The organism is Gilliamella sp., from assembly GCF_024104075.1.
In the GTDB taxonomy this organism is placed as follows: domain Bacteria; phylum Pseudomonadota; class Gammaproteobacteria; order Enterobacterales; family Orbaceae; genus Gilliamella; species Gilliamella bombi.
This window is the reverse complement of sequence record NZ_JAGGHR010000002.1, coordinates 109274-134657: the sequence shown is the minus strand read 5'-3', so window position 1 is coordinate 134657 and position 25384 is coordinate 109274. Positions and strand designations below refer to the sequence as shown.

Genomic DNA, 25384 nt, shown 5'->3' with positions numbered 1-25384 from the left:
TTTTTGAAAAAATATAATGTAGTTGTTTTTGATACTGAGGTTAATTTTGACTACTGTATTGATTGTGATGGAGAATCATTGCCATTAGAGGTTATTTTGGGCTTCTCAAAGGAATCTAGAGAAGATTTATTGGCTACTAACGATACATATCTGAATAGAATACCTGAGAATTATTTTGCTGTAGCAACACTTAATTATGGCGATCTACTTTGCTTAAGCCCAAATGGCGAAGTTTATTATTGGGATCATGAAGTTAATGATCTTTATTTTGACATGTCTGTAAAAAATGGCTATCTAGAACAAAATACTAATCTGAAGTTTGTTGCAAATTCGTTTGATACATTTTTATCAATGATTATTAAAAGTGAAGTTGAAGATGATTATGATCCTGATGAAGATGAATATAATAACCCTAACATTCCTTTTCCAGATGAAGCATTACCTTCAATGCTCAAATATTCAAAGGGTTTTTTTACAGCATCAGAAAATAGACTTAAAATTTATTTAAAAAAATTGGAGTTATCTGAAAAAGGTCGCGAAGTACTTGCCAAATTTAAAGAAGAAGGTCTTTTGTAGAAATAGCGTCAGTTAAAAATCGAAGCAGTATTTTTCAAAGAAATATATAATAATTTCAATAGAGTAATTTTTTGGTTGGATGGCGTCTATTAATTATTTTAAATCCTATTGAATTTTATATATTTAATTGCCATAGGTGACAGCTAGTTATGTTACCTATATCATAAAGCAAAAATAACTGTCACTGATTTTGGCTAAACGCTTTATAGTCAATTATCCCACCATTGATAGCGTGCCAAAGAAAGCCCGATTGAAGTTTTTTGTATCTTTAACTAGTAAGAATGAACGTTATAAAACTATTTTTTATGGAATTAAACGTTTGGTTAAAGTTGAAAAAATATTTACAAAAACCACCAACCTTCAAACCGAATGGAAAAGCCGAAAAGAGTGATACTAATTTTGAATTAATATGTAGCGTAATCAACAAATATGTAGTGATGCAAAAGATAGAAAATAAAAGCTCAAATGCTTTATTAATTTTTATAATACCTTTAAACCCCATAAAGTGATTTTAGGGAAAAACGCCTTATGAGTTTTAAAGGATTATTTTAATCATGAAATGTAAATAGCCTTTTTACATACTATGAATTTTTTTCATTTATAGCCTGTGTTGATGGTTCAGTGTGGCAAGCGTTATTAATTTGAATTGAAATATTATTTGGTGACAGATTATATTTACTTTTGTAGATACAGTTAGCATAGTCAACCATACCGCTAGTTAGAAATAGGTCTAAAAACCATCCAATACCTAATAAACCAGCAGTAAAAAACCAAATGAAGCCTGTAATCCATTTTCCACAGTACATGCGATGGGCTCCCCACATTCCAAGAAAGAACCATAATAAATATGCGACACCTTTACTTTTCATACTATCTCCATTTTATAATTAACTTATGTTTTTATTAATAATTAATGCTTTTTATAAATATTATTCATACCTGATGCAGTAGATAATTGATGTAACGTTAATTTTTAGTGTAACGATAATAGTAAAATCGCTAATTTTACTGTTTTCTTATTTATTCTGCAAATAGAAGAAGCATATAATATTACAAGAAGTTAACTCGATTTTGTTGAAATGAATGCTAATGAGTAATAAGTATCTGTTAGATTAAATCTGAGCTACTAAAATTAAAAATAAAAACTCGAATCATTAAAAACCCGCTGTTTTAAAGCGGGTTTGTTTTTTATTTAAAGTAATTTTGATTGAGAGCAAGATAGTCGCTAAATCTCTAAGTAATCTAAGATACCTTCAGCCGCTTTGCGACCTTCGCTAATGGCAGTGACAACTAGATCAGAACCACGAACAGCATCGCCACCAGCAAAGATTTTTGGATTGGTGGTTTGGTAGCTGTTAGCTTCGGGTGCGATGATTTTGCCTTGTGGGTCAAATTCGACACCATGCTGAGCAAGCCAAGGCATGGCATGTGGTTTGAATCCAAAAGCCATAATTACTGCATCGGCAGGAAGAATAAATTCAGAACCTTCGATAATTACTGGCGAGCGTCGTCCTTTTGCATCTGGCTCGCCGAGTTCTGTCCTTACCATTTTTATGCCTGTTACTTGTCCTGTACTGTTAATTTCAATGCTGAGAGGTTGTACGTTAAATTGGAACTGTGCGCCTTCTTCTTTGGCGTTTTTGACTTCTCGTTTTGAGCCCGGCATGTTGGCTTCGTCTCGGCGATAAGCACAAGTAACTTCAGTTGCACCTTGACGAATAGATGTTCGTACACAGTCCATTGCAGTATCACCACCACCTAATACCACAACACGTTTGTTTTTCATGTCAATGTATGGGGTATCTTGGGTTTGCGCATGTTTCATTATGTGTTTAGTGTTGGCAATTAAAAATGGTAAGGCATCATAAACGCCGTTGGCATCTTCGTTTTGAAGACCCGCTCGCATTGATTGATAAGTTCCAGCTCCCACAAAAACCGCATCAAATTCGTTGATTAAGTCGGTTAATTGTACCGTTTTACCGACCTCAGTATTTAGACGGAACTCAACGCCCATTTCAGTAAAAATATGTCTTCGGTTGATTAATACTTCTTTATCAAGTTTAAACGCTGGGATGCCAAAGGTGAGTAGTCCACCAATTTCAGGGTGACGGTCAAACACAACTGGCGTTACGCCATTGCGGACTAAGACATCGGCACAAGCAAGGCCAGCAGGACCAGCACCAATAACTGCAACTTTCAATCCTGTTTTTTCGACATTTGATAAATTAGGTTTCCAACCCATTCTAAATGCTTCATCAGTAATATAACGCTCTATATTACCTATGGTAACTGCACCAAATTCAGCATTTAAAGTACAAGAGCCTTCGCAAAGGCGATCTTGTGGGCAAACTCGACCGCAAACTTCAGGCAGGCTGTTGGTTTGATGTGAGAGTTCAACCGCTTCTAATATTTTGCCTTCATTAACCAGTTTTAACCAATTGGGTATATAGTTATGCACAGGGCATTTCCATTCACAATATGGGTTGCCACAAGCAAGGCAACGATCAGCCTGCGCTTGTGATTGTGGAGCAGAAAATCCTTCATAAATTTCAACAAATTCAATTTTGCGAATGTTTAACGATTTTTTAGGCGGATCAACACGTTGTAAATCGATAAATTGATAAACATTTTGACTCATTTTCGTGTTCTCCTTACTGTGCTTGAATACGTAATTCTGCTGATGAGCGACTGCGGTGCCCAAGTAGCGCTGTTACATCACTCGATTTTGGTTTGACTAATACAAATTGTTTTGAATAATCATCCCAATTAGCCAAAATTTCTTCCGCGCGTGATGAATGGGTAAGTTGAGCGTGCTCCATTATTAAACCACGTAAATGTTCTTCGTGAATTGAGTAATCAGCAACATTCAATAGTTCAACTAACTCTTTATTTATGCGTTTATGGAAATCACTATCTTCATCTAAAATATAAGCAAAACCACCTGTCATACCTGCACCAAAGTTAACTCCTGTTTTGCCTAATACGCAGACAATACCGCCTGTCATATATTCACAGCCATTGTCTCCAATGCCTTCAACAACACTAATTGCACCAGAATTACGTACCGCAAATCGTTCTCCAGCACGTCCAGCGGCAAAGAGTTTTCCTCCAGTTGCACCATATAAGCAGGTATTACCGGCAATGGTTGCTTCATGGCTTAAAAATGCTGAGCCTTGCGGTGGTCGAATCACAATACGACCGCCAGCCATGCCTTTACCAACATAATCATTGGCATCGCCTGTAAGTGTTAAGTCCACACCTCCAGCGTTCCAAACACCAAAACTTTGACCCGCAGTGCCGTTAAAGTTAAGCGAAATAGGATCAGCAACAAGACCTTGGTCACCATATTTTTTGGCAATATAGCCAGATAAACTAGTACCTACAGAGCGATCGGTATTTTGTATATCAAAATAGAGGCTTTGGCTTTGGCGATTATCAACAAATTGTTGTGCTTGTGTGATGATCTCTTTATTTAGCACACCTTTATCAAATGGTTTATTGTCTTCAATACAATAAACTGGTTTGCCATCAATAGGTTTTGCTGTTTCAAGCAGTCCTGATAGGTCAAGTTTTTGTTGTTTTGCCGTGATGCCATCAAGTTCTAATAACAGATCGGTGCGTCCTATCAAATCGACGATACGACTGACACCTAGCTCGGCCATAATTTCTCGCGTGTTACGCGCAATAAAGCGGAAATAGTTTATCGCTTTTTCTGGCAGGCCATGATAATGTTCGCTACGCAGTTTGTCGTCTTGCGTTGCAACACCCGTTGCACAGTTATTAAGGTGGCAAATACGCAGATATTTACAACCTAAGGCAACCATTGGTCCTGTTCCAAATCCAAAACTCTCAGCACCTAAAATAGCTGCTTTGACAATGTCGGTACCCGTTTTTAAACCACCGTCTACTTGTAAACGTATTTTGTGACGTAACCCATTGGCGACTAATGATTGCTGAGTTTCAACCAACCCTAATTCCCATGGAGAACCAGCATATTTGACTGAAGTTAATGGGCTGGCGCCTGTTCCACCATCATAGCCTGAAATGGTAATTAAGTCGGCATAGGCTTTAGCAACTCCAGTTGCGATTGTGCCAACGCCTGGCTCTGATACTAATTTAACCGAAATCATGGCATTAGGGTTAATCTGTTTTAGGTCAAATATTAATTGTGCCAAATCCTCAATCGAGTAAATGTCGTGATGAGGTGGTGGTGAAATAAGTGTGACACCCGGTACAGAAAAACGCAATTTAGCAATATATGGTGTGACTTTGTCGCCAGGTAACTGACCACCTTCCCCCGGTTTTGCTCCTTGTGCTACTTTGATTTGAATAACATCGGCACTCATTAAGTAACTTGGTGTTACACCAAAACGACCTGATGCAACTTGTTTTATGCGTGATACTTTTATGGTGTTGTAGCGAGCTGGATCTTCACCGCCTTCGCCTGAATTTGAAAAACCACCGAGCGTGTTCATTGCTTCGGCAAGGGATTCATGTGCTTCAGGGCTTAGCGCACCAATTGACATGGCTGCCGAGTCAAAGCGTTTGAACAGTGATTCTTCTGGTTCGACTTGATCAAGTGGAATAGCTGTGTTTTCAGGTGGATTGAGCTTTAATAAATCACGCAAGGTGGCAATAGGGCGGTTGTTGACGATATCAGCATAGCGTTTGTAATCTTCATAATTGCCATTATTGACTGCTTTTTGTAGTGACTGTACTACATCAGGATTATAAGCATGATATTCACCACCATGAACATATTTAAGTAACCCACCTTGTTCTAATGGTTTTCTTTTCAGCCATGCACTTTTTGATAAGTTAAATTGATCTTGTGCAAAATCATCAAAATTGGCACCATTAATACGGTTAGTAACTCCTTGGAAACAAAGTTCAACAACCTCTTTATTTAAACCAACTGCTTCAAATAGTTTTGAACAGCGGTAAGAGGCGACGGTTGAAATGCCCATTTTTGACATAATTTTATATAAGCCTTTGTTAATTCCATTACGATAATTAAGAATGGCTTCACGGTAAGATTTTTTTATTGTGCTATTATCGATCATTTGGCCTAAGATTTCGTAGGCTAAATAAGGGTAAATTGCGGTTGCACCAAAACCAAGAAGTACCGCAAATTGATGTGGATCACGGCAGCCTGCGGTTTCGACAATGATATTAGCATCGCAACGTAAGTTTTTTTCAACTAAGCGTTGCTGAACAGCTCCAACTGCCATAGGCGCAGGAATTGGTAAGCGATCAGGTGCTATATTTTTATCTGATAAAATCAATAATACCGTGCCATTGCGAACTTTTGCTTCAGCATCACCACATAATTGTTCAATGGCATCGCGCAGGCTACCATCGATTTCATAAGTGATATCTAAGGATTCTGATTTGTAATAACGTGATTCTAATGCTGTTAATTGTTTAAAATCTGAATAGACCAAAACAGGGGATTTGAACGCAACACGATGCGCCTGACCTTCTGCTTCGGCAAACACGTTCATTTCACGGCCAATACTGGTTGAAAGTGACATAACGTGTGATTCGCGTAGTGGGTCGATAGGCGGATTTGTTACCTGAGCAAATTTTTGACGAAAATAATCATAAATTGAGCGAGGCCTTGTTGATAGTACCGCAAATGGTGTGTCATCGCCCATTGAGCCGGTGGCTTCTTGACCGTTTTCACCTAGCACTCGAATACATTGGTCTAGCTCTTCAACACTATAACCAAATTGTTTTTGATAAGTTGCTAGCAAGATATCGTCATAATATCGAGAGCCAATGTTATCATCAGGTAGGTTTTCAAAAGGGATCAGTCTTTTAACATTTTTTTCCATCCATTCTTTATATGGATGACGTTTTTGTAAATCGTTGTCTGTTTCAGACGATTGTAAAATGCGACCTTCTTCAGTGTCTATAACTAACAATTCACCTGGACCAACGCGTCCTTTAGTGACGACTTCGTCAGGTTGATAATCCCAAATACCGATTTCGGATGCACAGGTAATGAGTTTGTCTGTCGTTATTACATAACGTGCAGGACGTAATCCGTTACGGTCTAAGTTACATGCGGCATAACGACCGTCAGACATTACAATACCGGCAGGACCATCCCAAGGTTCCATATGCATTGAGTTGAAGTCGAAAAAAGCACGCAGATCTTCGTTCATGTTAGGATTATTTTGCCATGCAGGTGGAACCAATAAGCGCATAGCTCGTACAATATCCATTCCTCCTACAAGAAATAGCTCAAGCATGTTATCTAATGAACTTGAATCAGAACCTGTGACATTAACAAAAGGTGCCGCATCTTGTAAGTCCGGAATGAGTGGAGTTTTAAATTTATAGGAACGTGCTTGTGCCCATTGTCTATTACCTTCAATAGTATTGATTTCACCATTATGAGCTAAATGCCGAAAAGGTTGCGCTAATGGCCAACGAGGAACAGTATTGGTTGAAAAACGTTGATGAAATAAACAAATTGCTGTTTCCATTCGGATGTCAGCCAAATCTAGATAGAATCGAGGTAAATCTTTAGGCATACATAAGCCTTTATAGATATTGACCTGATTTGAGAAGCTACAAACGTAAAATGTATCGTCTTGTACCCGTTTTTCAATTCGACGGCGCACCATGTATAGGCGGCGTTCTAGATCAATTTTTGTCCATCCGGCGGGTGCATTAACAAAGACTTGTTCAATTTTAGGCAATGATGATAGGGCAATTTCACCAAGCACACTTTTATCAATTGGTACTTCACGCCAACCTAGAATGGATAAGGTTTCATTGGCTAATTCTTCTTCGACAATATCACGGCTAATTTGAGCTTCTTTTTCATCTTGGCTCAAAAACAACATACCAACGGCATAATTACTTGCTAAACGCCAGCCCGCATCTTGTGCCACTAATCTAAAAAATCGATCGGGTTTTTGTAATAAAAGTCCACAGCCATCGCCAGTTTTACCGTCTGATAAAATGGCACCACGGTGTTGCATTCTGGCAAGTCCGTGAATTGCAGTACGCACCACTTTATGACTTGGTTGTCCTTCAATGTGAGCAATTAAACCAAATCCACAGTTATCTTTTTCATGATGCTGGTTATATAACATATCATTGCCTCTAATTCATCGTTTTATAATTTAAGAAGGAATAGGCTTTAATTCCATATTGCGTGTGAAGTTAATCAAAAATTAGTTTTTGGTCAAATAAATATTACTTATAAGTTAATCTTCCAAATATAGCGTTATTAATAAAACTAATGGCGGTTTGTATTACGTTTATATCGAGTTGTATTTGATGCAAAATGAATAATTGTCTAAAATATTAGCAATTAATTATATATTAACTATAATTAGCTTAAATAATAATAGTTAGTTAGGAGTAGGAAAATCGCTATGAAATATTTTGCTTGGTGCATTTCGCTTTTAGTTGGATTGATGAGCTTAGGTCAAGAAATGCTATGGTTTAGAATCGTTAGCTTTATGTTAGGTGGTGCTCCCTATGCTTTTGCACTTGTACTGTTCTTTTTTCTATTAGGTATTGCTTTTGGTGCAAGTCGAGGTAAAGCAATTTGTACACGCTATTCGAACCTACTATTGGTCGGAGGAGTGGTTTTAATTCTTGCTGGTTTTATTGATATATTAATTCCATTTATTATTCAAAGCCTAAATCAACCAAATAGTTTATTTGAATGTGTACGTACATGTTGTATTTTAATATTTGTCGTTGCAGCTTTAAAGGCAATATTATTTCCAATTGTGCACCATTTAGGGACGAATATAGCCAATGGAAAAGTAGGTGCTTCAGTTTCTAAAGTCTATTTTTTTAATATTATTGGCTCAACACTGGGGAGTTTGTTAATTGGCGGAGTTCTCCTTGATTATATTTCTATTTCATCAATGTTTATTTTAATAGGTATTGTTTGTATCTTATTAGGTGGCTTGATGATAATTAAAAAATCGGCAGTTTCTGTTTCTGCCTTTGCTATACTTGGTATTAGTTGCTTTTATTTTGTAGATAAACACACTGATTATATTTTCAGAGATAGCTTCGGACAAGACATATCTATCAATTCTTATATTGAAAATCGCTATGGTGTAATTCATATCGTCGATGACAATAAGGATGGACGGAAAAATATTGTATTAGGAAATCGAATGTATGATGGTATTTTAAATATAGATCCAGATAATGATATAAATGACTTAAACCGGCTTTATCTATTAGCGGCAATTCATCCAAATCCTAAGAAAGTGCTGGTTATTGGTGTTAGTGGTGGGGCTTGGACGCGTGCTTTATCAAGTTTTCCTACATTAGAAACGATTGACGCCATTGAAATTAATAAAGGTTACTTGGATATTATTAAACAATACCCAGTTGTTTCTCCAATACTAGATGATCATCGAATTAATATCTATATTGATGACGGTCGACGTTGGCTTAAACGAAATAGTGATAAAAAGTATGATTTAATTATTATGAATACTACTTACCATTGGCGTTCAGGAATAACCAATCTATTATCGCAAGAAATGATGAATATATTACATAATTCATTAAATCCTAATGGTATTTTGGCATTTAATAGTACTCGTTCGCTAGATACATTAAAAACGGCACAATCGGTATTTAAATATGCTTATTGGGGTACAATGGGCTTTATTTATGCCTCGGATTCAGAGATTAACATCGATGACAATGTTGCTAAAAATCGCCTTGATAAGTTGGTTTTAGATGGCAAACCATTGTTTAATGAAGCGTCTAAACAAGTTAAAAACGGTGCTTACCAAAAAACATTAGCAACCAAACTGTTAAGTCTAGATGAAGTTGAAAAGCTTTATAACTTAGGACGAGATACGGAAATTATTACCGATAGTAATATGATAACTGAATATAAATATGGTTTTTTGAGAAATAATTAAGGACGCTTTTATGTTAAGTAAGAAACAATCACTACTATTAAGCACGCTATTTTTTATTTCTGGAATGAGTGGCTTAACTTATCAAGTTGCTTGGCAACGAGCTCTTTATTCGGCTTTTGGATCTGATGTTGATTCTGTAGCAATTATTGTATCGGCATTTATGTTAGGACTTGGTTTAGGGGCTCTTGGAGGAGGAAAAATTGTTGATAAATACCCAAATAAAGCACTACAGTTTTTTTGTTTTAGTGAATTTGGAATTGGTTTATTTGGAATAATTAGTTATCAACTTATTTTATTTGTCGGTGATATCTTTATTGTTTATAATTTAATTGTTGTTGCAATTGTTAATTTCTTATTGGTGCTTATTCCAGCCCTTTTGATGGGAGCAACACTTCCAATTTTAATTACTTATATAGCACAGTTTTGGAAAAATATTGGTCAAACCACTGGACATCTTTATGCGATTAATACTTTTGGTGCGGCAATTGGTGCAATTTTGACAGGATTTATTTTATTTAACTATTTTGCTCTTAATGTTGTAACAATATTTGCTGCACTAGGAAATTTTGTTGTTGCTATATCTGCTTATCTATTTTTTAATAAAATGCGAATAAAAAAGAGCGGATAAGAAGATAGAATAATACTATAAAGATATTAAAAATGATAAATCGGCGATAGTTGTCGCTGGTTTATCAATATATTATTAAAATCAATTAGTTAATTATTTAAACAATACAAGCTTTTTATTACTAACTAAGTTTAAATAAGTAATAAAGATTATTTTGATATATTTACCCTCCTTTTATAAAAATTGCATAACAATACCTTTATAATTGAATGAAAAATAAAAAGAATACTGGCTTAATAAATATATTTATAAGTCGATCTTTTAATAAGTTATATAAACGTTATTAATAAAGCTAATAGTAGTATTTACGTTTATGATTTATTTTTTTTTTATAAGTTAAGGCGTTGCTTTTAAATTTGGCTTTAGAAAATGGGATATAAGTTCTTTTTCTTTCTTGTTAAAAAGTTTCAGGTAACTATGTGTTTGAGTATAAAATATGTTATTTGATTCAATAACTATGTGTGACAATTGTATACTGTTATAATTTGTTATCTTTTATTTTTGATCTATTAATAATGCAAACTAAAATTACGATTGTGGGTGCTGGCGCCGCTGGGCTTTTTTGCGCAGGTTTACTGGGGCAAAAAGGGTATGATGTTACTGTGATTGATAATGGTAAAAAGTTAGGACGCAAAATTCTAATGTCTGGTGGTGGTAAATGTAATTTTACTAATTTAATGGTTGAACCTAGTAATTATATTTCTTGCAATCCTCATTTTTGTAAATCAGCTTTGAAACAATTTACTCAGTGGGACTTTATCCAATTAGTAAATCAGTATGGTATTGCTTACCATGAAAAAGATCATGGGCAATTATTTTGTGATAATTCAGCGCAAGATATTGTTGATATGCTATTAAACGAGTGCCAAAAAGGGCATGTTCATTTTATGATGCAGACTCAGGTTGAAGATATTAGCAGTGATAAAATAGAATTTAAATTACATACTTCTCGAGGCATTATTGATAGTGATAATCTTATTATTGCTACGGGAGGCTTATCGATGCCTGCCCTTGGCATGACTTCAATTGGCTATAAAATTGCTGAAAAATTGGCTATTCCAGTGATACCAGTCAAAGCAGGATTAGTACCGTTCACGTTACATAAACCTTTACTTGATATATTATCAACCTTGTCTGGTATTGCTGTTGCTGTTGAAGTTTCTAATGAAAGAGTTAGTTTTAAGGAGAATCTATTATTTACTCATCGAGGAATTTCAGGACCAGCTATTTTGCAAATATCAAGCTATTGGCAGGCTGGAGAGTCAATTACTATTAATTTATTACCTGATTTCACATTCGAATCATCGTTTAAACCATTATTAGAGCAGAATCGTAATCAAACTATAAAAAATTGTTTAGCACAGGTTTTACCTAAAAGGCTTGTTGAGGTGTTAATACAACTCAATTTGATAAACGATATAATAGTTAAGCAAATTAATCCCAAACAACAGCAAGGCTTGTATAATGCTTTAACACATTGGCATATTACTCCAAATGGGACTGAGGGTTATCGTACTGCGGAGGTGACTCTTGGTGGTATAAGTACTGATGCGTTGTCTTCCAAAACTATGGCAGTTAAAACACATCCCAACCTCTATTTTATTGGTGAGGTTGTCGATGTGTCAGGCTGGTTAGGTGGCTATAATTTTCAATGGGCATGGAGTAGTGCATTTGCTTGTGCTAGATCGTTTAATTAATTACGCCCATTTGAATATGGTATTTTTTTACTTTGTATTGTAACGTTGTGCGTGAAATGTTTAATAGTTTTGCCGCCGTTATAATTTTGCCGTTGGCTTGATTTAATGCGTTAATGATGAGTTGTCGTTCATAGTTTTCAACTTGTTCAATTAAGTTGTTTCCATCAGTAGATGTGTTGATAGGTAAATTTTCTAGTTTATTAATATCATCGTTTTGAGAAGATGAACTATTAAGATCGAATAGATCTTCATCAAGGACAATATTCTGTAATTCACCCGGTTCGTTTTGTAATACCATACTTCTGACAATTGTATTTTCAAGCATACGGACATTACCGGGCCAAGGAGCTGATATTAATTGTTGTAGTGCATGTTCGCTGATACCGCTAATTACAACATTGACGTCGTTTTTATGTTTATCAATAAAATAGCGTGCTAACACTGGAATATCTTCTGTTCTGTCGCGTAAAGCGGGGAGTTTTATTAAACCAACGTTTAAGCGAAAAAACAGATCACTTCTCATTTTTCCTGTTTTTAATAGTTCTGTAGGTGGTTCATTCATGGCAGCAACAATACGAACATCTGAATGCATTTCTTTATTACCACCTAATTGCCAGTAGGTTTTTTCTTGTAAGAATCGTAATAATTTACTTTGCATTTCAAGAGGCATAGCATTTAATTCATCAAGGAATAATGTGCCTCCGTTAGCCAGTTCTAAATAACCTTGTCGGTTTTCAGCACCCGTAAATGCGCCTTTGACCGTACCAAATAGGGTGCTTTCAATCAGTGTGGTTGGTAGTGCACTACAGTTGAGCGAGATAAATGCTTTGTCACGGCGTTGGCTTGTTTGGTGGATTAAACGAGCAAATAGCTCTTTACCTGTTCCTGTTTCGCCAACTATTAATACAGGAACATCATTTGCTCCCAAGATGTTAGTTTGATCGATAACCTCTTGCATTGTTTTTGATACAAAAACAATTTCTGGTAATGGTTGTTCTTTATTTTGATATAGCTTGCTATTGAGCTTGAATACTTGGTCTTGTAATTGCCTAACAGTAGATAAATTTCGACCTATTTCTATTGCGCCGATAATTTTTTGATTTTTATTATAAAGAGGAACTGTTGTGTGCATATAATCTACAAGTTTACCTACATGGTTATAATAGCTTTGGTAATTGTTTTGATATTCTTTCCCATGTTGTAGGGCTTGCAACATCGTGCTGTCTTCTTTTCGCATCTTGGGATAAACTTTAAGCATTGGTTTTCCTATAGCTTGTTCTATAGGGTAACCATCAAGTTCAGCACTTTCCTGATTGTAATAAACATATTTGCCTTCTTTATCAATAATCGCCATTGGTTGATGGATTAAATCAAAAAAATGTTTAAATATTTCCAATGATTGTAATAATTCAGGGTCGATTGTCATGATATTCGTGCCTTTTGAACTAGGGTGATTTGTTATATTTAGCTTTGTTTAATTTAAACGCCTGTTAATTATCATATAAAAATGACAAATTTTTGTCATAAAAATGGATTTTATACTAAATGACTAAATTTTTACTTGCGCTTTGTTTATTAATATATTGATTATTTATGTTTTTAAAGTTGGCATGCTGATTGCACAACAAGTGAGAAGCCATTTTACTTATTTTTCATGTAATCATTAACTGGAGGCTATATGTCCGACAAAATTATGTCAAATTATAACAAATTACGCACTGATCTTGTAACTAAAGATCGTCGTTTTAGCGCTGAAAGTGGCAAACTTTGTTTTGATGGTGTTAATTTAGAAGAGTTAGCCAAAAAATATCCAACGCCTTTTTATGTGTTTTCTGAAAAGGAGATTGATCGTAATGTGCAAGAAATTAAAGAGGCATTTAAAGCTCATCCAAAAACAAAAATTTTCTATGCATCAAAAACTTGTTCAGTAATGGGCGTTCTTAAAGCGATTAAAGATGCAGGAATTTATGCCGAAGCGAACTCAATGTTTGAAGTGCGTAAATGTTTAGATATCGGTTTCCCTGGTAGCCAAATTGTGTTTAATGGTGTTGTTAAAAAACCAGTGGATTTAGAGTTTGCTATCCAAAATGATCTGTATATTATCAACGTAGATAGCTTATATGAGCTTGATATTATTGATGAGATTTCAAGACGTTTGAAAAAGGTAGCAAATGTTTGTGTGCGTGTTGAACCAAATGTTCCGTCAGCAACTCACGCAGAATTAGTCACTGCTTATCATGCTAAATCAGGTATCGATTTAGAACAAGCAGAAGAAACATGTCGTCGTATTTTAGAAATGCCATATGTTCATTTACGCGGTTTACATATGCACGTTGGTGATCAGGTTCCAGAATCAGAGCCTTTTGCTAAAGCTACGAAAGTTTTAGTTGATGAATCACGTCGCTTAGAAGAAGTGCTTGGTATTAAATTTGATTTAATCAACGTAGGTGGGGGGATCCCTGTTCCTTATAAATATGATGAAGAAAATGGTAATCCATTAGAAGATAATATGTATGCAGGTATTACTGCACAAGATTTTGCTGATGCTGTTATTAGTGAAGTACACAAATGGCGTACTGATGTTGAAATCTGTATTGAGCCAGGTCGTAAAGTAACAGGCTCAGCAGGTGTGCTTGTAACTGAAGTTGCCTGTGAAAAACGTAAAACCAATTATGATTTAGATGGCAATATTGAAGAGCATGTTGAGTGGAAATTTGTTGATGCTGGTTATAGTGTGCTATCTGATAGTCAACATTTTGATTGGTTCTTCTATGTTTATAATGCTTCAAAAATCAATGAAACACATGATGAGTACATCAAATTGGCTGGTCCTTTATGTGATGGTGGTGACTATTTCCATGTCGGTGTTAAAGGTGAAGAATTCTTAATGCCAAAAGACACTCAAATCGGTGATATTGTTGCTTTCCTTGATGCTGGTGCTTATACCATCGAAAGCCAAACTGTTTATAACAATCGTCCTCGTACTTCTGTTGTAATGATAGATAAAGAAGGCAAGGATAGATTGATTCGCCGTGAGGACACTTACGAAGATATGGTTGGATACGACATATATTAATCATCAATATCTGGGGCATTTTATGCTCCAGATATTATAAAGTGAGGTTATTATGAGTGATTCTAAAGATTCAAGTCTACTTGGTATTAAAGACATTGTTTTTATGAATGTCATTGCAATACTAAGTTTGCGTCAAATTCCTAATGTTGCTCCTTATGGGGCGTCAGCAATGGTACTTTGGTTACTTGCTGCATTTTGTCTTTTCTTCCCATTAGCTATGGTTTGTGGCGAACTTTCAACCGGTTGGCCAAAAGATGGTGGAATTTTTGTTTGGGTAAAAGAAGCATTTGGTAAACGTATCGGTTGGATAGTTGTTGTTTGCTTTTTGTTCTCTTGTGTTCTTTTCTTCCCGTTAATGTTGCAATTTGGTTTTACTGCAATTGGGTATATGTTTAGCGCTGAGTTAGCTCAAAATCAAGTATTTATTGGTGTTGGCTCTATGGTGGTATTCTGGATTTTAACACTGATGAATATTAAAGGGATGCAATGGACTAAAATTATTAATAGTGTGAGTGCATGGCTTGGTGTATTTATTCCAGCCGCTATTATTGTGCTATTAGCTGTTGTATGGTTATTCACAGGGCATCCTATGGCTACAAGCTATAGTCATGTTAGTGATTGGTTACCTGATTTAAGTAGTTGGGATACTATTGTTTTTCTATCTAGCATGATGTTCGCATTTGCTGGTCTTGAGGTGGCTCCAATGATTGCAGGGCGTACACGAGATCCACAACGAGACTTTCCAAAAGCAATGTTGGTTTCAGCCGTGGTAATTGTTGGTATTTATATGGTCGGAACATGGGCTATTAATACTTTATTACCAGCAGCCGATACTGATATCGTAGCGGGTGTTATGCAAGCAATGGAAGCCGCAGCTAAAGAATTGCATATGCCTTGGTTATTACCAGTAATGGCAATTTGTTTGTTTTTTGGTGCATTAGGACAAATAAACTCATGGTTAGTTGGTCCGATTTATATGCTACAAGAAGCATCAAAAGAAGATAATTTGCTTGGAGAACGCATTGGTCGTTTACATCCAGTATATAAAACACCAGCCTTTGCGTTAATTATTCAAGCTATTATTGTTACAGTACTTTGTTTTTCAACTTTTGTGTCGCCAAGTATTGCAGCGGCATATTGGATGTTAACAGCACTTACAACAATTTGTTATTTTATCCCATATTTAGTGATGTTTATTGCGTATTATCGTTTACGCTTTACTCAACCTGATGTACCGCGTAGCTTTAAAATTCCGGGTAAGGTGTTGCCAATTGTGTTACCAGCACTTGGTTTCTTATCTACTCTATTTGCTGTGGTATTAGTGTTTATTCCACCTGCGCAAATAGATATGGGGGGGTATGTCGAATATATTGCTAAAATTGTTGGTGGTGCAGTACTTGCCATTGGTTTAGCTGAATGGATTTATTATCGAGCCCAAAAACGTAACCGTTTGCAGTAGTAATAATATATAGAGGAGTAAAATTATGTACAAACCTATATTAGAAATTGATTTACGCAAATTAAGAAATAATGCTCGTGTTGAAAAAGATTTATTAGCTAAACACGGTATTGAGGTTATGGCTGTTAATAAAGTTTTTGATGGTTGTGTTGAAACGGCCAAAGCAGTACTTGAAGGCGGTATTGATGTGATTGCTGAATCAAGAACATACAATTTAAAGAAATTAAAAGATGCTTTAAATTGTAAAACCTGCTTATTACGGAGCCCTTGTTTAAGTGAAATTAGTGATGTTGTTAGATATGCTGATATTAGCTTAAACAGCGAAAAAGCAGTAATTCAGGCACTTTCTGATGAAGCCGTTAAACAACAAAAAGTACATCAAGTTTTATTAATGGTTGATATGGGGGATTTACGCGAAGGTATTTGGTTTGAACATATTGATGAAATCATTGATACGGTTAAACTTATTCTTTCTTTACCCGGTGTTGAGCTCTATGGGCTCGGCACCAATTTTAATTGCTATGGTACTGTACTACCTACAGTTAAAAATGGAGTAGACTTTTTAAAAATAGCGCGTAAAGTAGAGCAAGTTTGTAATATTAAAATAAAGTATTTATCGGCCGGTAATTGTACCAGTTACCACTTATTGGATAAAGGTATTTGGCCAGAAGGATTAAATCATTTGAGAATTGGTGGTTTACACGAGTTTGGTATTGAATATGTGGATATGAAATATCTTGACGAGTTTCATCATTCAAATAAACCCGTTGATAAAGCATGTAGTAATATTTACAAATTATATGCGCAAATCATTGAACTCAATAGTAAACCAACAGTTCCTGTTGGTGAATTAGGTGTAGATGCTTTTTTAAATAGTAAAACCTTTGTTGATAGCGGTACACGCAAACGCGCACTTCTTGCCTTTGGACGTCAAGATGTGCCAGCAGAAAGCTGTATACCCATCAATGATGATATTACTGTATTGGGTCAAACCAGTGATCATACCTTGGTTGATATTGAAGATGTTACTCAAACACTTCGTGTTGGCGATGTTATTGGATTTGAGCTTGATTACACTGCTTTACTAATGGCTTGTCAAACTAATGGTGTAGAAAAACGGTTTATTTATTAATTTGTGTTAACTGCTGGGTAACCAGCAGTTTTTATTAATTACTAGGCGGTTTATATGACAACATCTGAATCACAAGAAAACCCTTATCCCAGTAGTAATTTAAAGAAAAACCTAAAAAATCGTCATTTATTGATGATTTCATTAGGTGGATCAATTGGTACTGGATTATTTATTGGTATTGCAGCTCCACTTAGCACAGTTGGTCCATTAGGAACAATTATTGCTTATTTAATGGCAGGAAGCATAATGCTTTCAACAATGTTATGTTTAGGTGAACTTTCTTGTGCATTCCCTCATGCAGGTTCATTTCAACACTATGCATTGATGTTTATACCCAATCCGATTTGGAGTTATACCATCGGTTGGTTGTATTGGCTTAGTTGGGTACTATCTATGGCGGCAGATTTAACCGCTGCTTCAATGATTGCTCACCAAACCTTCCCTTCGATTCCTATTTATCTTTTTAGTCTATTAATTCTAATTGTTCTTACTTCAGTGCATTTAACCTCTGTTCGTGCATTTGGAGAAAGTGAGTATTGGTTTTCAACTATTAAGGTTCTTGCGATTATTGCATTTATTGGGGTGGGGATTTATTTACTTAATCACCAATATAGCGAAACGCATATCTTACCAACATTTAAAACCGAAAAAGGGTGGTTTCCTAATGGTTTTTTAGCCATATTTGTTTGTATGACTATCGTGACCTATTCCTTTCAAGGCGTCGAATTAATTGGTAGTGCAGCTGGTGAGGCGCAATCTCCACAGTCTGTGTTACCCAAAATTATTACTGGTGTTGCTTTCCGCATTATTCTATTTTATGTTCTGGCTATTGCTGTTTTAGCCCTTGTTTATCCATATGGAACGGTTCATTCTGAAATTAGTCCATTTGAGTGGGTATTTAATAAAGTAGGAATTTCAATAGCTTCGTATTTAATGCTTTTTGTTATTTTTTGTGCGGCAATATCGGCGGCTAATTCTGCAATTTATGCCAGTTCAAGAATGCTGTGGTCTATGGCACAAGATAAACTCGCACCTCAATATTTTTCAGACGTAAATAAGCGTGGAGTGCCCACAAAAGGTATTTTATTTATTGCTATTATTGCGCTAGTTTCACTATTTTCTAAATATATTGCCGCTGAAAAATTGTATATTTATTTAGTAGCGGGAACAGGGCAAGTGGGATGTTTTGCATGGATTATTATTGCTTGGTGTCAATATCAGTTCCGTAAGGGAGTAAATAACGGTAAATTTCCCAAAGAGATGGTAAAGTTCAAATCGCCATTATTTCCTTGGCTAGCAGGGGTTTCTATTATTGTTAATATTGTGATTATTATTGGTGTTTGGTTTGGGGAGTCAGGACATTTTATTTTATTATCAGAAGTTGTTTTAGTAATAATTATTTTGGTTTCTTACTTTTTTTATAAGAAACGAAATTCTTTAATAATAAAAACGTTAGATTAATTTTATTGACCTATTAATTTGTTTGTAATCACCTAATAAATCGGTTTAGGTGATTACATTTAATTTTTAAAATCAGATTATTAATGTTTTTACTATTTGTGATTTATCTTTATTTTAAGGCACTAAATTAAGTGCGTTTGCTTGGTATAATCTTGATTAAATCCTTTCTGATACAAGTTATTTTAGAAAAGCTGATACACCCGTAAAAACGACTTGCGCAGCAATAGCTGATATTAGTAACCCAGTAAGTTTTGATAAGATAGCAATACCTGTGTTTTTTAATACTTTAGCAATACTTTTTGCACATAATAGCATTGCATAAATTCCTGAAGATGCAATGAATAAAGAAACAGCGCCAATCATATTGGCTGCAAAGCCTACGGAGCTTGTTCCCATAACGATGATAGTACCAATGGAAGCGGGTCCCATACAAAGTGGAATTGCAAGTGGTACAACACTAATATCGTCATCACTGTTAATTTTATTCTTTTCTGGAGAATCATTCATTAGTGACACTGCAGTGATAAATAGCAACGCTCCAGAACCAATACGGAATGCATCAAGAGTAAAACCAAAGACACTAAACATGGTATTACCAAAAAAGAATAGCACTATACCGATGATAAATACGGCACAGGATGTTTTGAGTGCTGTTTTGCGTCTAAGCTGTTCGCCGTATTGTTTTGTGCCACTTAAAAATGCACTTAAAACAGCAGGAGGTGTCATTAATGCAAATAGCTTTACAGTTGTGGCAAGGATATTAACAAGATAGTCATCCATAGTGTTACCTTTCAAAGAATAACAATTAAATTCCCTTTAATTTTGTTAACATTATTAGTTGCTAGGGAATGATTTTTGTTAGATACAAAAACGGCCACCAAAAGGGTGACCATGTTTAATCTGATATTTTTTAATTGGTTTTAGACAATTAAACCAATTAAATTTAGTTAAGGCGCTCTTTGATACGAGCTGCTTTACCACGAAGTTCGCGTAAGTAGTAAAGTTTAGCTTGACGTACTTGACCACGACGTTTCACAGTAATTGAATCAACAATTGGTGAGTGAGTTTGGAATACTCGTTCAACACCTTCACCATTCGAAATCTTACGTACGGTAAATGCAGAGTGCAAACCACGGTTGCGAATGCCAATAACAACACCTTCATAAGCTTGAAGACGTTTTTTGTTACCTTCAACAACCCATACTTTTACTTCAACCGTGTCACCAGGGCGAAAAGACGGGATGTCTTTTTTCATTTGTTCTTGTTCTAATTGTTGAATAATTGCATTTTTCATAATATTATCTCTTACTAGTTATACTGAAATATTAATTGCTTAGTTTGTCACTGTATTCTTGTTGGAATTCAGCGAGTAAACATTGCTCTTCATCAGTCAGAGCTAGATTTGCAAGAAGTTCTTCTCTTCTTAACCAAGTTCGTCCTAGTGATTGTTTTAATCGCCAGCGACGAATCGCTTCATGGTGACCAGACATTAATACGTCAGGTACCGCCATTCCATCTAACACCTCAGGACGAGTATAGTGTGGACAGTCAAGTAAACCGTTAGCAAAAGAGTCTTCTTTTGCCGATGATTGGTGATTTAGCACGCCAGGAATAAACCTTGCTAATGCATCAATCATGGTCATCGCTGGTATTTCACCACCACTTAACACGTAGTCCCCAATTGACCATTCTTCGTCAATTTCGGTTTGAATAACGCGTTCATCTATACCTTCGTATCGTCCACAAATCAAAATTAAATTTTGATTTTGTGACAATTCGCAAACACCTTGTTGGTCTAATTTGCGCCCTTGTGGGGAAAGATAGATTACTTTTGTATTGTTACCTGCCACTGTTTTTGCCGCATGAATTGCATCTTTAAGTGGTTGAACCATCATTAACATGCCAGGACCACCACCATAAGGCCTATCATCGACAGTCTTATGCTTATCATGCGCAAAATCGCGAGGGTTCCAATACTCTACTGTTAACAGCCCGTTTTTAACGGCTCGACCAGTTACGCCATAACAGGTAATAGCTTGAAACATTTCGGGAAAAAGGCTAATTACGCCAATCCACATAGTTTTACCTTACCAATTAAAAAGCAGGATCCCAATCGACCACAATCATTTTTGTTGTTAAATCAACTTGTTTTATAAATTGATTATCAACAAAAGGGATTAAACGTTCTGTTGCTCCAAATGCATCTTTTAGATTTGCTTTAACTACTAATACATCGTTAGATCCGGTTTCCATCAAGTCAGTTACCAGTCCTAAATCATAGTTATTAATTGTTTTAACTCGGCAACCAATGAGATCCTTCCAATAAAAATCACCATTGCTAAGTGCTGGTAATTTTTCTGCATCAACAAACACTTCAATATTGGTTAATGCAATGGCTTGATCACGATCATCAATGCCTTTAAGTTTTACAATCATATCATGATTATGCGGTTTAAAGCTCTCTACAATTACCTCTTGCCATTGCCCAGCACGCTGGATATACCAAGGAGTGTAATCAAAAATGCTATCTGGGAATTCTGTAAACGAAAAAATTCTGAGCCATCCGCGAATGCCGTAGCTTGAACCAAGTTTACCAACAACAATAAGATTCTCAGTATTCATCATTACAGTGATTATCAATTACTAAATTAAGCAGCTTTTTGTGCTTGTTTAATTAGTGCATTAACACGATCAGAAACAGTTGCACCTAAACCAACCCAATGATTTACGCGATCAAGATCTAAACGTAATTCTTCTGCTTTACCTTGTGCAATTGGATTAAAAAAGCCAACGCGCTCAATAAAACGGCCATCACGTGGGTTACGGCTATCAGTGACAACTACTTGATAAAAAGGGCGCTTTTTAGAGCCACCACGAGCTAAACGAATAGTTACCATAACATCCTCTTAAATTAAAAAATAATCTTTTTCCTGCCCAACACGGACAAAATCAAAGCCCCAGAATTATACTCTTTCTAGCAAAAAGTGCAATGGCTGTTTGTTGATGAAGCGGTGTTATATTGATTAACTTAAAAAAAGAGTGGGAAAAATGATACTAACTATAATTTATTTAATTTAAGTGGAAATCGATAAATATAATAAAATAGTGATTTTTATTTTTTGTTCTTTTTGTGAAAAAAAGCTCTCTTTAAAACATCAAAAAAGCCAAGTGAGCGTACCATTTTTTGCCCGTCAATATAAACTCGAATGGCTTTTAATACCTTCTTGGGCTCTTTAGATGCAAAGGTGAATGTGCCGTTTTCTTTTGTTTGTATTGAATAACGAGGGATCCATCTACCACCTAACAATACAGAAGCAATCACATAATCAATTTCATTCCATGGTATTTGGATATATTTGCGTGGATCGTGTTGATGATAAAACTCGAAGGCTTTGTCACCAATTATTATATTGCCGTATTCAGATAAGCCTGTAAATGCGGTTGCTTTCATTGTTAAATCAATTTTAGTATTTAATGATTGAACCATCTACCCTATATCCATGCAAAGTTCGAATGATTAATGATACCTTTTCATCACATGGTGTGATGAAAAGGTTAATGTAATAGTAAATAGAAAGTTGGCGCTATTTTAAAATATCATACTTTCTAAATATATATAGGCATAGCTATATGTTTATAAAAGACCGATTACATGGCCAACAATACCGACTATAAATAATCCCAAAATAATTAGGATTGGTGATACTTTTTTACGAAGTAACCACATGCAAAAGAAAGTCAATAGTAAGGGGACAAGTCCAGGTATTAATTGATCTAAGTTATTTTGTAAGGTGGTTACCTTTTGTTGAGTCAGTGATAATCCGCTTTGCATTTGAATTAATGCTTGTTGAATGCCTTCAGCACCTGCTGGTAATGTATTCCAATCAATAAAAGCACCATTGTCTAGCTTGACAGTAGATACAACTGGTTGGAATTTAATTGATACCCATCTTTGTACTAAGGCTGCCAGTACAAACATCCCTAAAATAGAAGCTCCTTTAGTGATTTTTTGCAGTAATCCGCCTGATAAATTATCGGTTATTTTAGAGCCTGTACGGTAACCAAATTCTTGGGTATACCACATGAAGCCCCAACGAATAATATTCCATAATAAGAAGAATAAAATTGGTCCCATAATATTACCGCTTAGTGCAAGTGAAGCGCCAAGAGCGCCGAGCATTGGACGTACGGTAAACCAAAATACAGGATCACCCACACCCGCTAGTGGTCCCATCATCCCAACTTTTACCCCTTGAATTGCTACGTCATCAACAGCAGCTCCATTAGCCCGTTCCTCTTCAAGTGCAAGAGTTACCCCAAGTACTGGAGAAGCTAAATAAGGGTGAGTATTAAAAAATTCTAGGTGACGCTTAAGGGCAGCAGAGCGAGCCTCTTTGGTGGTATATAATTTTTTGATAGCTGGGATCATTGAATAGACCCATCCACCATTTTGCATACGTTCATAGTTCCAAGACCCTTGGAGGAAAGTTGAACGCCAAGCAACCGCTAAACGATCTTTTTTGTTTAATTGGATTCTATCAGTCATTTTCTTCTCCAAGTTTTTAGTAATCATTTAAAATATCATCAAGTGGATCACCTTTGTTACCACCATTGGATGAATTGCCACGTTCTGAAAGATTGAGGTAAATTAGTGCTAATGCTATACCTAAAGCACCAAGTGCAATCAGTGTTAATTGTGATATCGCGGCAACGACAAAACCAATAATGAAAAATGGCCATACTTCGCGGTTTGCCATCATATTGATTACCATCGCATAACCAACAGCAACAACCATTCCACCACCAATAGCCATTCCCGTTGTTAGCCATTCTGGCATTGCTTCTAGTGTACTTCTAACAACTTCAGCAGGAATAAAGAGTAACGCAGCAGCTGGGATTGCGATACGTAAACCTTGTAAACAGATACCTAAAATTTGTAACCATTCAATTTTTTGAATATTGCCTTCTTCCGCTGCAGTATCCATCATGTGTACTAATGGAACAGCAATAGTTCGTACAATCATGGTTAAGAATAGCCCTGCAACTGCAAGTGGAATAGCTACAGCTATAGCGGTAGATACGCCAGCTATACCTTGGCCGCCTAATACTAAAATAATTGATGAAGCAACCGATGCTAAAGCTGCATCAGGTGCTACTGCGGCCCCGATATTGGCCCAACCGAGTGCAATCATTTGCAACGAACCGCCCAATACAACACCCGCTTCTAAATTACCTGTTACAAGTCCAATTAAAGAACAAGCCACTAAAGGTTGGTGGAATTGAAACTGATCTAAAATACCTTCCATACCAGCTAGAAAGGCAATAACTATCACTAAAATGATAGTAATAATCGACAATGTCATAATATAACCCCTTAAATAAACTAATTCTTTTGTTGCGCCAATTCTTCTTTCGCTTTTTTCAATAATTCGTCCATATTACTGCTAGAGTCATTAGGCACTTTGCGAACATCAAATTTCACATTTTTTGCTTTTAATTTTTCAAATGTATCAACATCATCAGCATTCATTGACAGCACTTTATTAACCATAACCTTTCCTACGGAATGGGCCATTGAACCAATGTTAAGTTCATTAATATTGACACCGCCCTCTATGGTTCGTAGCACATCTTGTGGATTTTCAAATAGAAGTAGCGCTTTGGTATTGCCAAAACGGGGATCGCGTGAAACTTCAATAATTTTTTTAACTGGAACAACATTTGCTTTTACACCAGGAGGTGCTGCTTCTTGGATGAGTTTTTTTCTTAATTCATCTTTTGCAACCGAGTCAGAAACAACAATAATACGGTTAGGATTGGTTGATTTTGTCCATGCTGTCGCCACTTGCCCATGTAATAGACGTGAGTCAACACGAGCTAACACGATTTTCATTTTACCATCTCCAAGTACTGTTCCTTCTGGGATAGTAGTTGCGTGTTTAGTAGAAGCAGAAGATTGTGTTGGCATTTCGACAGTTGTTTTAACACCTTCTTTGCCTGGTTCAATAATTGCGGCAGCAATTTCTTTCGCTGTTTCCATTGAAAAACGAGATGAATAGGCTTCAATTAACATTGGTAAATTTAAACCAGCAACAATAGCCCAATTACTATGTTTACCACATAAATTGTTAGCCTGATTAAATGGTGTCCCTCCCCATAAATCTACTAAAAACAGGACTTCTTCTTGATTAGCAAATGTTGCAATGGCTTCAAGCATTCGTTCTTTTAAAGTTTCAGGACTATCACTTGGGTGCAAGGTAACAGCTTTAACATTTTCTTGCTCTCCAAATATCATCGATCCTGATTGTAGAATACCTTCCGCAAACTCACCATGAGTTGCTAGGATAATTCCAACCATATAACGACCTCCTAATTTTTTATATTAATTGCATAATATAAAGTATATAAAATAAAAATATCTAGTTATTTTACAG

Annotated in this window: 21 protein-coding genes; 8 read left to right on the top strand and 13 right to left on the bottom strand. The window is 35.9% G+C overall.

Going from position 1 to position 25384, the window contains the following annotated elements; genetic code table 11:
- The coding region (locus J6569_RS01505; protein ID WP_296317292.1) for an SMI1/KNR4 family protein at positions 1-576 on the top strand (576 nt) is incomplete at its 5' end.
- A gap of 581 nt (positions 577-1157) precedes the next feature.
- Here the strand turns inward: J6569_RS01505 and J6569_RS01500 are convergent.
- From J6569_RS01500 to gltB, 3 genes are all read right to left on the bottom strand, one after another.
- Positions 1158-1445: an NINE protein gene (locus J6569_RS01500; protein WP_065609121.1), complete on the bottom strand. Its 288-nt coding sequence runs from the start codon at positions 1443-1445 to the stop codon at positions 1158-1160.
- Positions 1446-1801: 356 nt separating this feature from the next.
- Positions 1802-3214 (bottom strand): FAD-dependent oxidoreductase, encoded by a 1413-nt coding sequence (locus J6569_RS01495; RefSeq protein WP_296317290.1) that lies wholly within the window; start codon positions 3212-3214, stop codon positions 1802-1804.
- 13 nt (positions 3215-3227) lie between these two features.
- A complete protein-coding gene (gltB, locus tag J6569_RS01490; protein WP_296317288.1) occupies positions 3228-7685 on the bottom strand; it encodes a glutamate synthase large subunit in 4458 nt (1485 codons plus the stop codon).
- Between the two features lie 285 nt (positions 7686-7970).
- Here gltB and J6569_RS01485 point away from each other — a divergent pair, with 285 nt between their 5' ends.
- The 3 genes from J6569_RS01485 to J6569_RS01475 all read left to right on the top strand — a co-directional run bounded on the left by J6569_RS01485 (position 7971) and on the right by J6569_RS01475 (position 11822).
- Positions 7971-9497 carry a fused MFS/spermidine synthase gene (locus tag J6569_RS01485; protein WP_296300497.1) on the top strand — a complete coding sequence of 509 codons (1527 nt, stop codon included), beginning with the start codon at positions 7971-7973 and terminating at the stop codon, positions 9495-9497.
- Positions 9498-9507: 10 nt separating this feature from the next.
- Positions 9508-10125 (top strand): MFS transporter, encoded by a 618-nt coding sequence (locus tag J6569_RS01480; RefSeq protein ID WP_034915183.1) that lies wholly within the window; start codon positions 9508-9510, stop codon positions 10123-10125.
- Between the two features lie 515 nt (positions 10126-10640).
- Positions 10641-11822: an NAD(P)/FAD-dependent oxidoreductase gene (locus tag J6569_RS01475; protein ID WP_296317286.1), complete on the top strand. Its 1182-nt coding sequence runs from the start codon at positions 10641-10643 to the stop codon at positions 11820-11822.
- Here the strand turns inward: J6569_RS01475 and J6569_RS01470 are convergent.
- Positions 11815-13251: a sigma 54-interacting transcriptional regulator gene (locus J6569_RS01470; RefSeq protein WP_366941224.1), complete on the bottom strand. Its 1437-nt coding sequence runs from the start codon at positions 13249-13251 to the stop codon at positions 11815-11817. The genes J6569_RS01475 and J6569_RS01470 overlap by 8 nt on opposite strands.
- A 249-nt stretch (positions 13252-13500) precedes the next feature.
- Here J6569_RS01470 and lysA point away from each other — a divergent pair, with 249 nt between their 5' ends.
- Genes lysA through J6569_RS01450 form a run of 4 tightly spaced genes read left to right on the top strand, consistent with a single transcriptional unit; the run spans position 13501 to position 18950 of the window.
- Positions 13501-14898 carry a diaminopimelate decarboxylase gene (lysA, locus tag J6569_RS01465; RefSeq protein WP_065561486.1) on the top strand — a complete coding sequence of 466 codons (1398 nt, stop codon included), beginning with the start codon at positions 13501-13503 and terminating at the stop codon, positions 14896-14898.
- 52 nt (positions 14899-14950) lie between these two features.
- Positions 14951-16357: an APC family permease gene (locus tag J6569_RS01460; protein ID WP_296301839.1), complete on the top strand. Its 1407-nt coding sequence runs from the start codon at positions 14951-14953 to the stop codon at positions 16355-16357.
- Positions 16358-16382: 25 nt separating this feature from the next.
- Entirely contained in the window at positions 16383-17489 is a 1107-nt protein-coding gene (locus tag J6569_RS01455) for an alanine/ornithine racemase family PLP-dependent enzyme (protein WP_065589379.1), read from the top strand.
- Between the two features lie 54 nt (positions 17490-17543).
- Entirely contained in the window at positions 17544-18950 is a 1407-nt protein-coding gene (locus tag J6569_RS01450; protein WP_296317280.1) for an amino acid permease, read from the top strand.
- Between the two features lie 177 nt (positions 18951-19127).
- Here J6569_RS01450 and J6569_RS01445 read toward each other — a convergent pair whose 3' ends face one another.
- The 9 genes from J6569_RS01445 to J6569_RS01405 all read right to left on the bottom strand — a co-directional run bounded on the left by J6569_RS01445 (position 19128) and on the right by J6569_RS01405 (position 25308).
- Entirely contained in the window at positions 19128-19730 is a 603-nt protein-coding gene (locus tag J6569_RS01445) for a MarC family protein (protein ID WP_296317278.1), read from the bottom strand.
- Positions 19731-19893: 163 nt separating this feature from the next.
- Complete coding sequence (rplS, locus tag J6569_RS01440) at positions 19894-20244, bottom strand: 50S ribosomal protein L19 (RefSeq protein WP_034913735.1); 351 nt, start codon at positions 20242-20244, stop codon at positions 19894-19896.
- A 31-nt stretch (positions 20245-20275) separates the two neighbouring features.
- A complete protein-coding gene (trmD, locus tag J6569_RS01435) occupies positions 20276-21028 on the bottom strand; it encodes a tRNA (guanosine(37)-N1)-methyltransferase TrmD (RefSeq protein WP_296317275.1) in 753 nt (250 codons plus the stop codon).
- Between the two features lie 16 nt (positions 21029-21044).
- A complete protein-coding gene (gene rimM / locus J6569_RS01430; protein ID WP_065561481.1) occupies positions 21045-21575 on the bottom strand; it encodes a ribosome maturation factor RimM in 531 nt (176 codons plus the stop codon).
- A 23-nt stretch (positions 21576-21598) separates the two neighbouring features.
- On the bottom strand, positions 21599-21847 hold the full coding sequence (gene rpsP, locus J6569_RS01425; RefSeq protein ID WP_034900786.1) for a 30S ribosomal protein S16: 249 nt from the start codon (positions 21845-21847) through the stop codon (positions 21599-21601).
- A gap of 215 nt (positions 21848-22062) precedes the next feature.
- Positions 22063-22437 (bottom strand): DUF956 family protein, encoded by a 375-nt coding sequence (locus J6569_RS01420; protein ID WP_296317273.1) that lies wholly within the window; start codon positions 22435-22437, stop codon positions 22063-22065.
- A gap of 147 nt (positions 22438-22584) precedes the next feature.
- Positions 22585-23496 (bottom strand): PTS system mannose/fructose/sorbose family transporter subunit IID, encoded by a 912-nt coding sequence (locus J6569_RS01415; RefSeq protein WP_034946776.1) that lies wholly within the window; start codon positions 23494-23496, stop codon positions 22585-22587.
- 16 nt (positions 23497-23512) lie between these two features.
- Positions 23513-24307, bottom strand: a complete 795-nt coding sequence (locus tag J6569_RS01410; protein ID WP_366941223.1) for a PTS mannose/fructose/sorbose transporter subunit IIC — start codon at positions 24305-24307, stop codon at positions 23513-23515.
- Positions 24308-24333: 26 nt separating this feature from the next.
- A complete protein-coding gene (locus J6569_RS01405; protein WP_296317269.1) occupies positions 24334-25308 on the bottom strand; it encodes a mannose/fructose/sorbose PTS transporter subunit IIA in 975 nt (324 codons plus the stop codon).
- Between the last annotated feature and the right edge of the window lie 76 nt (positions 25309-25384).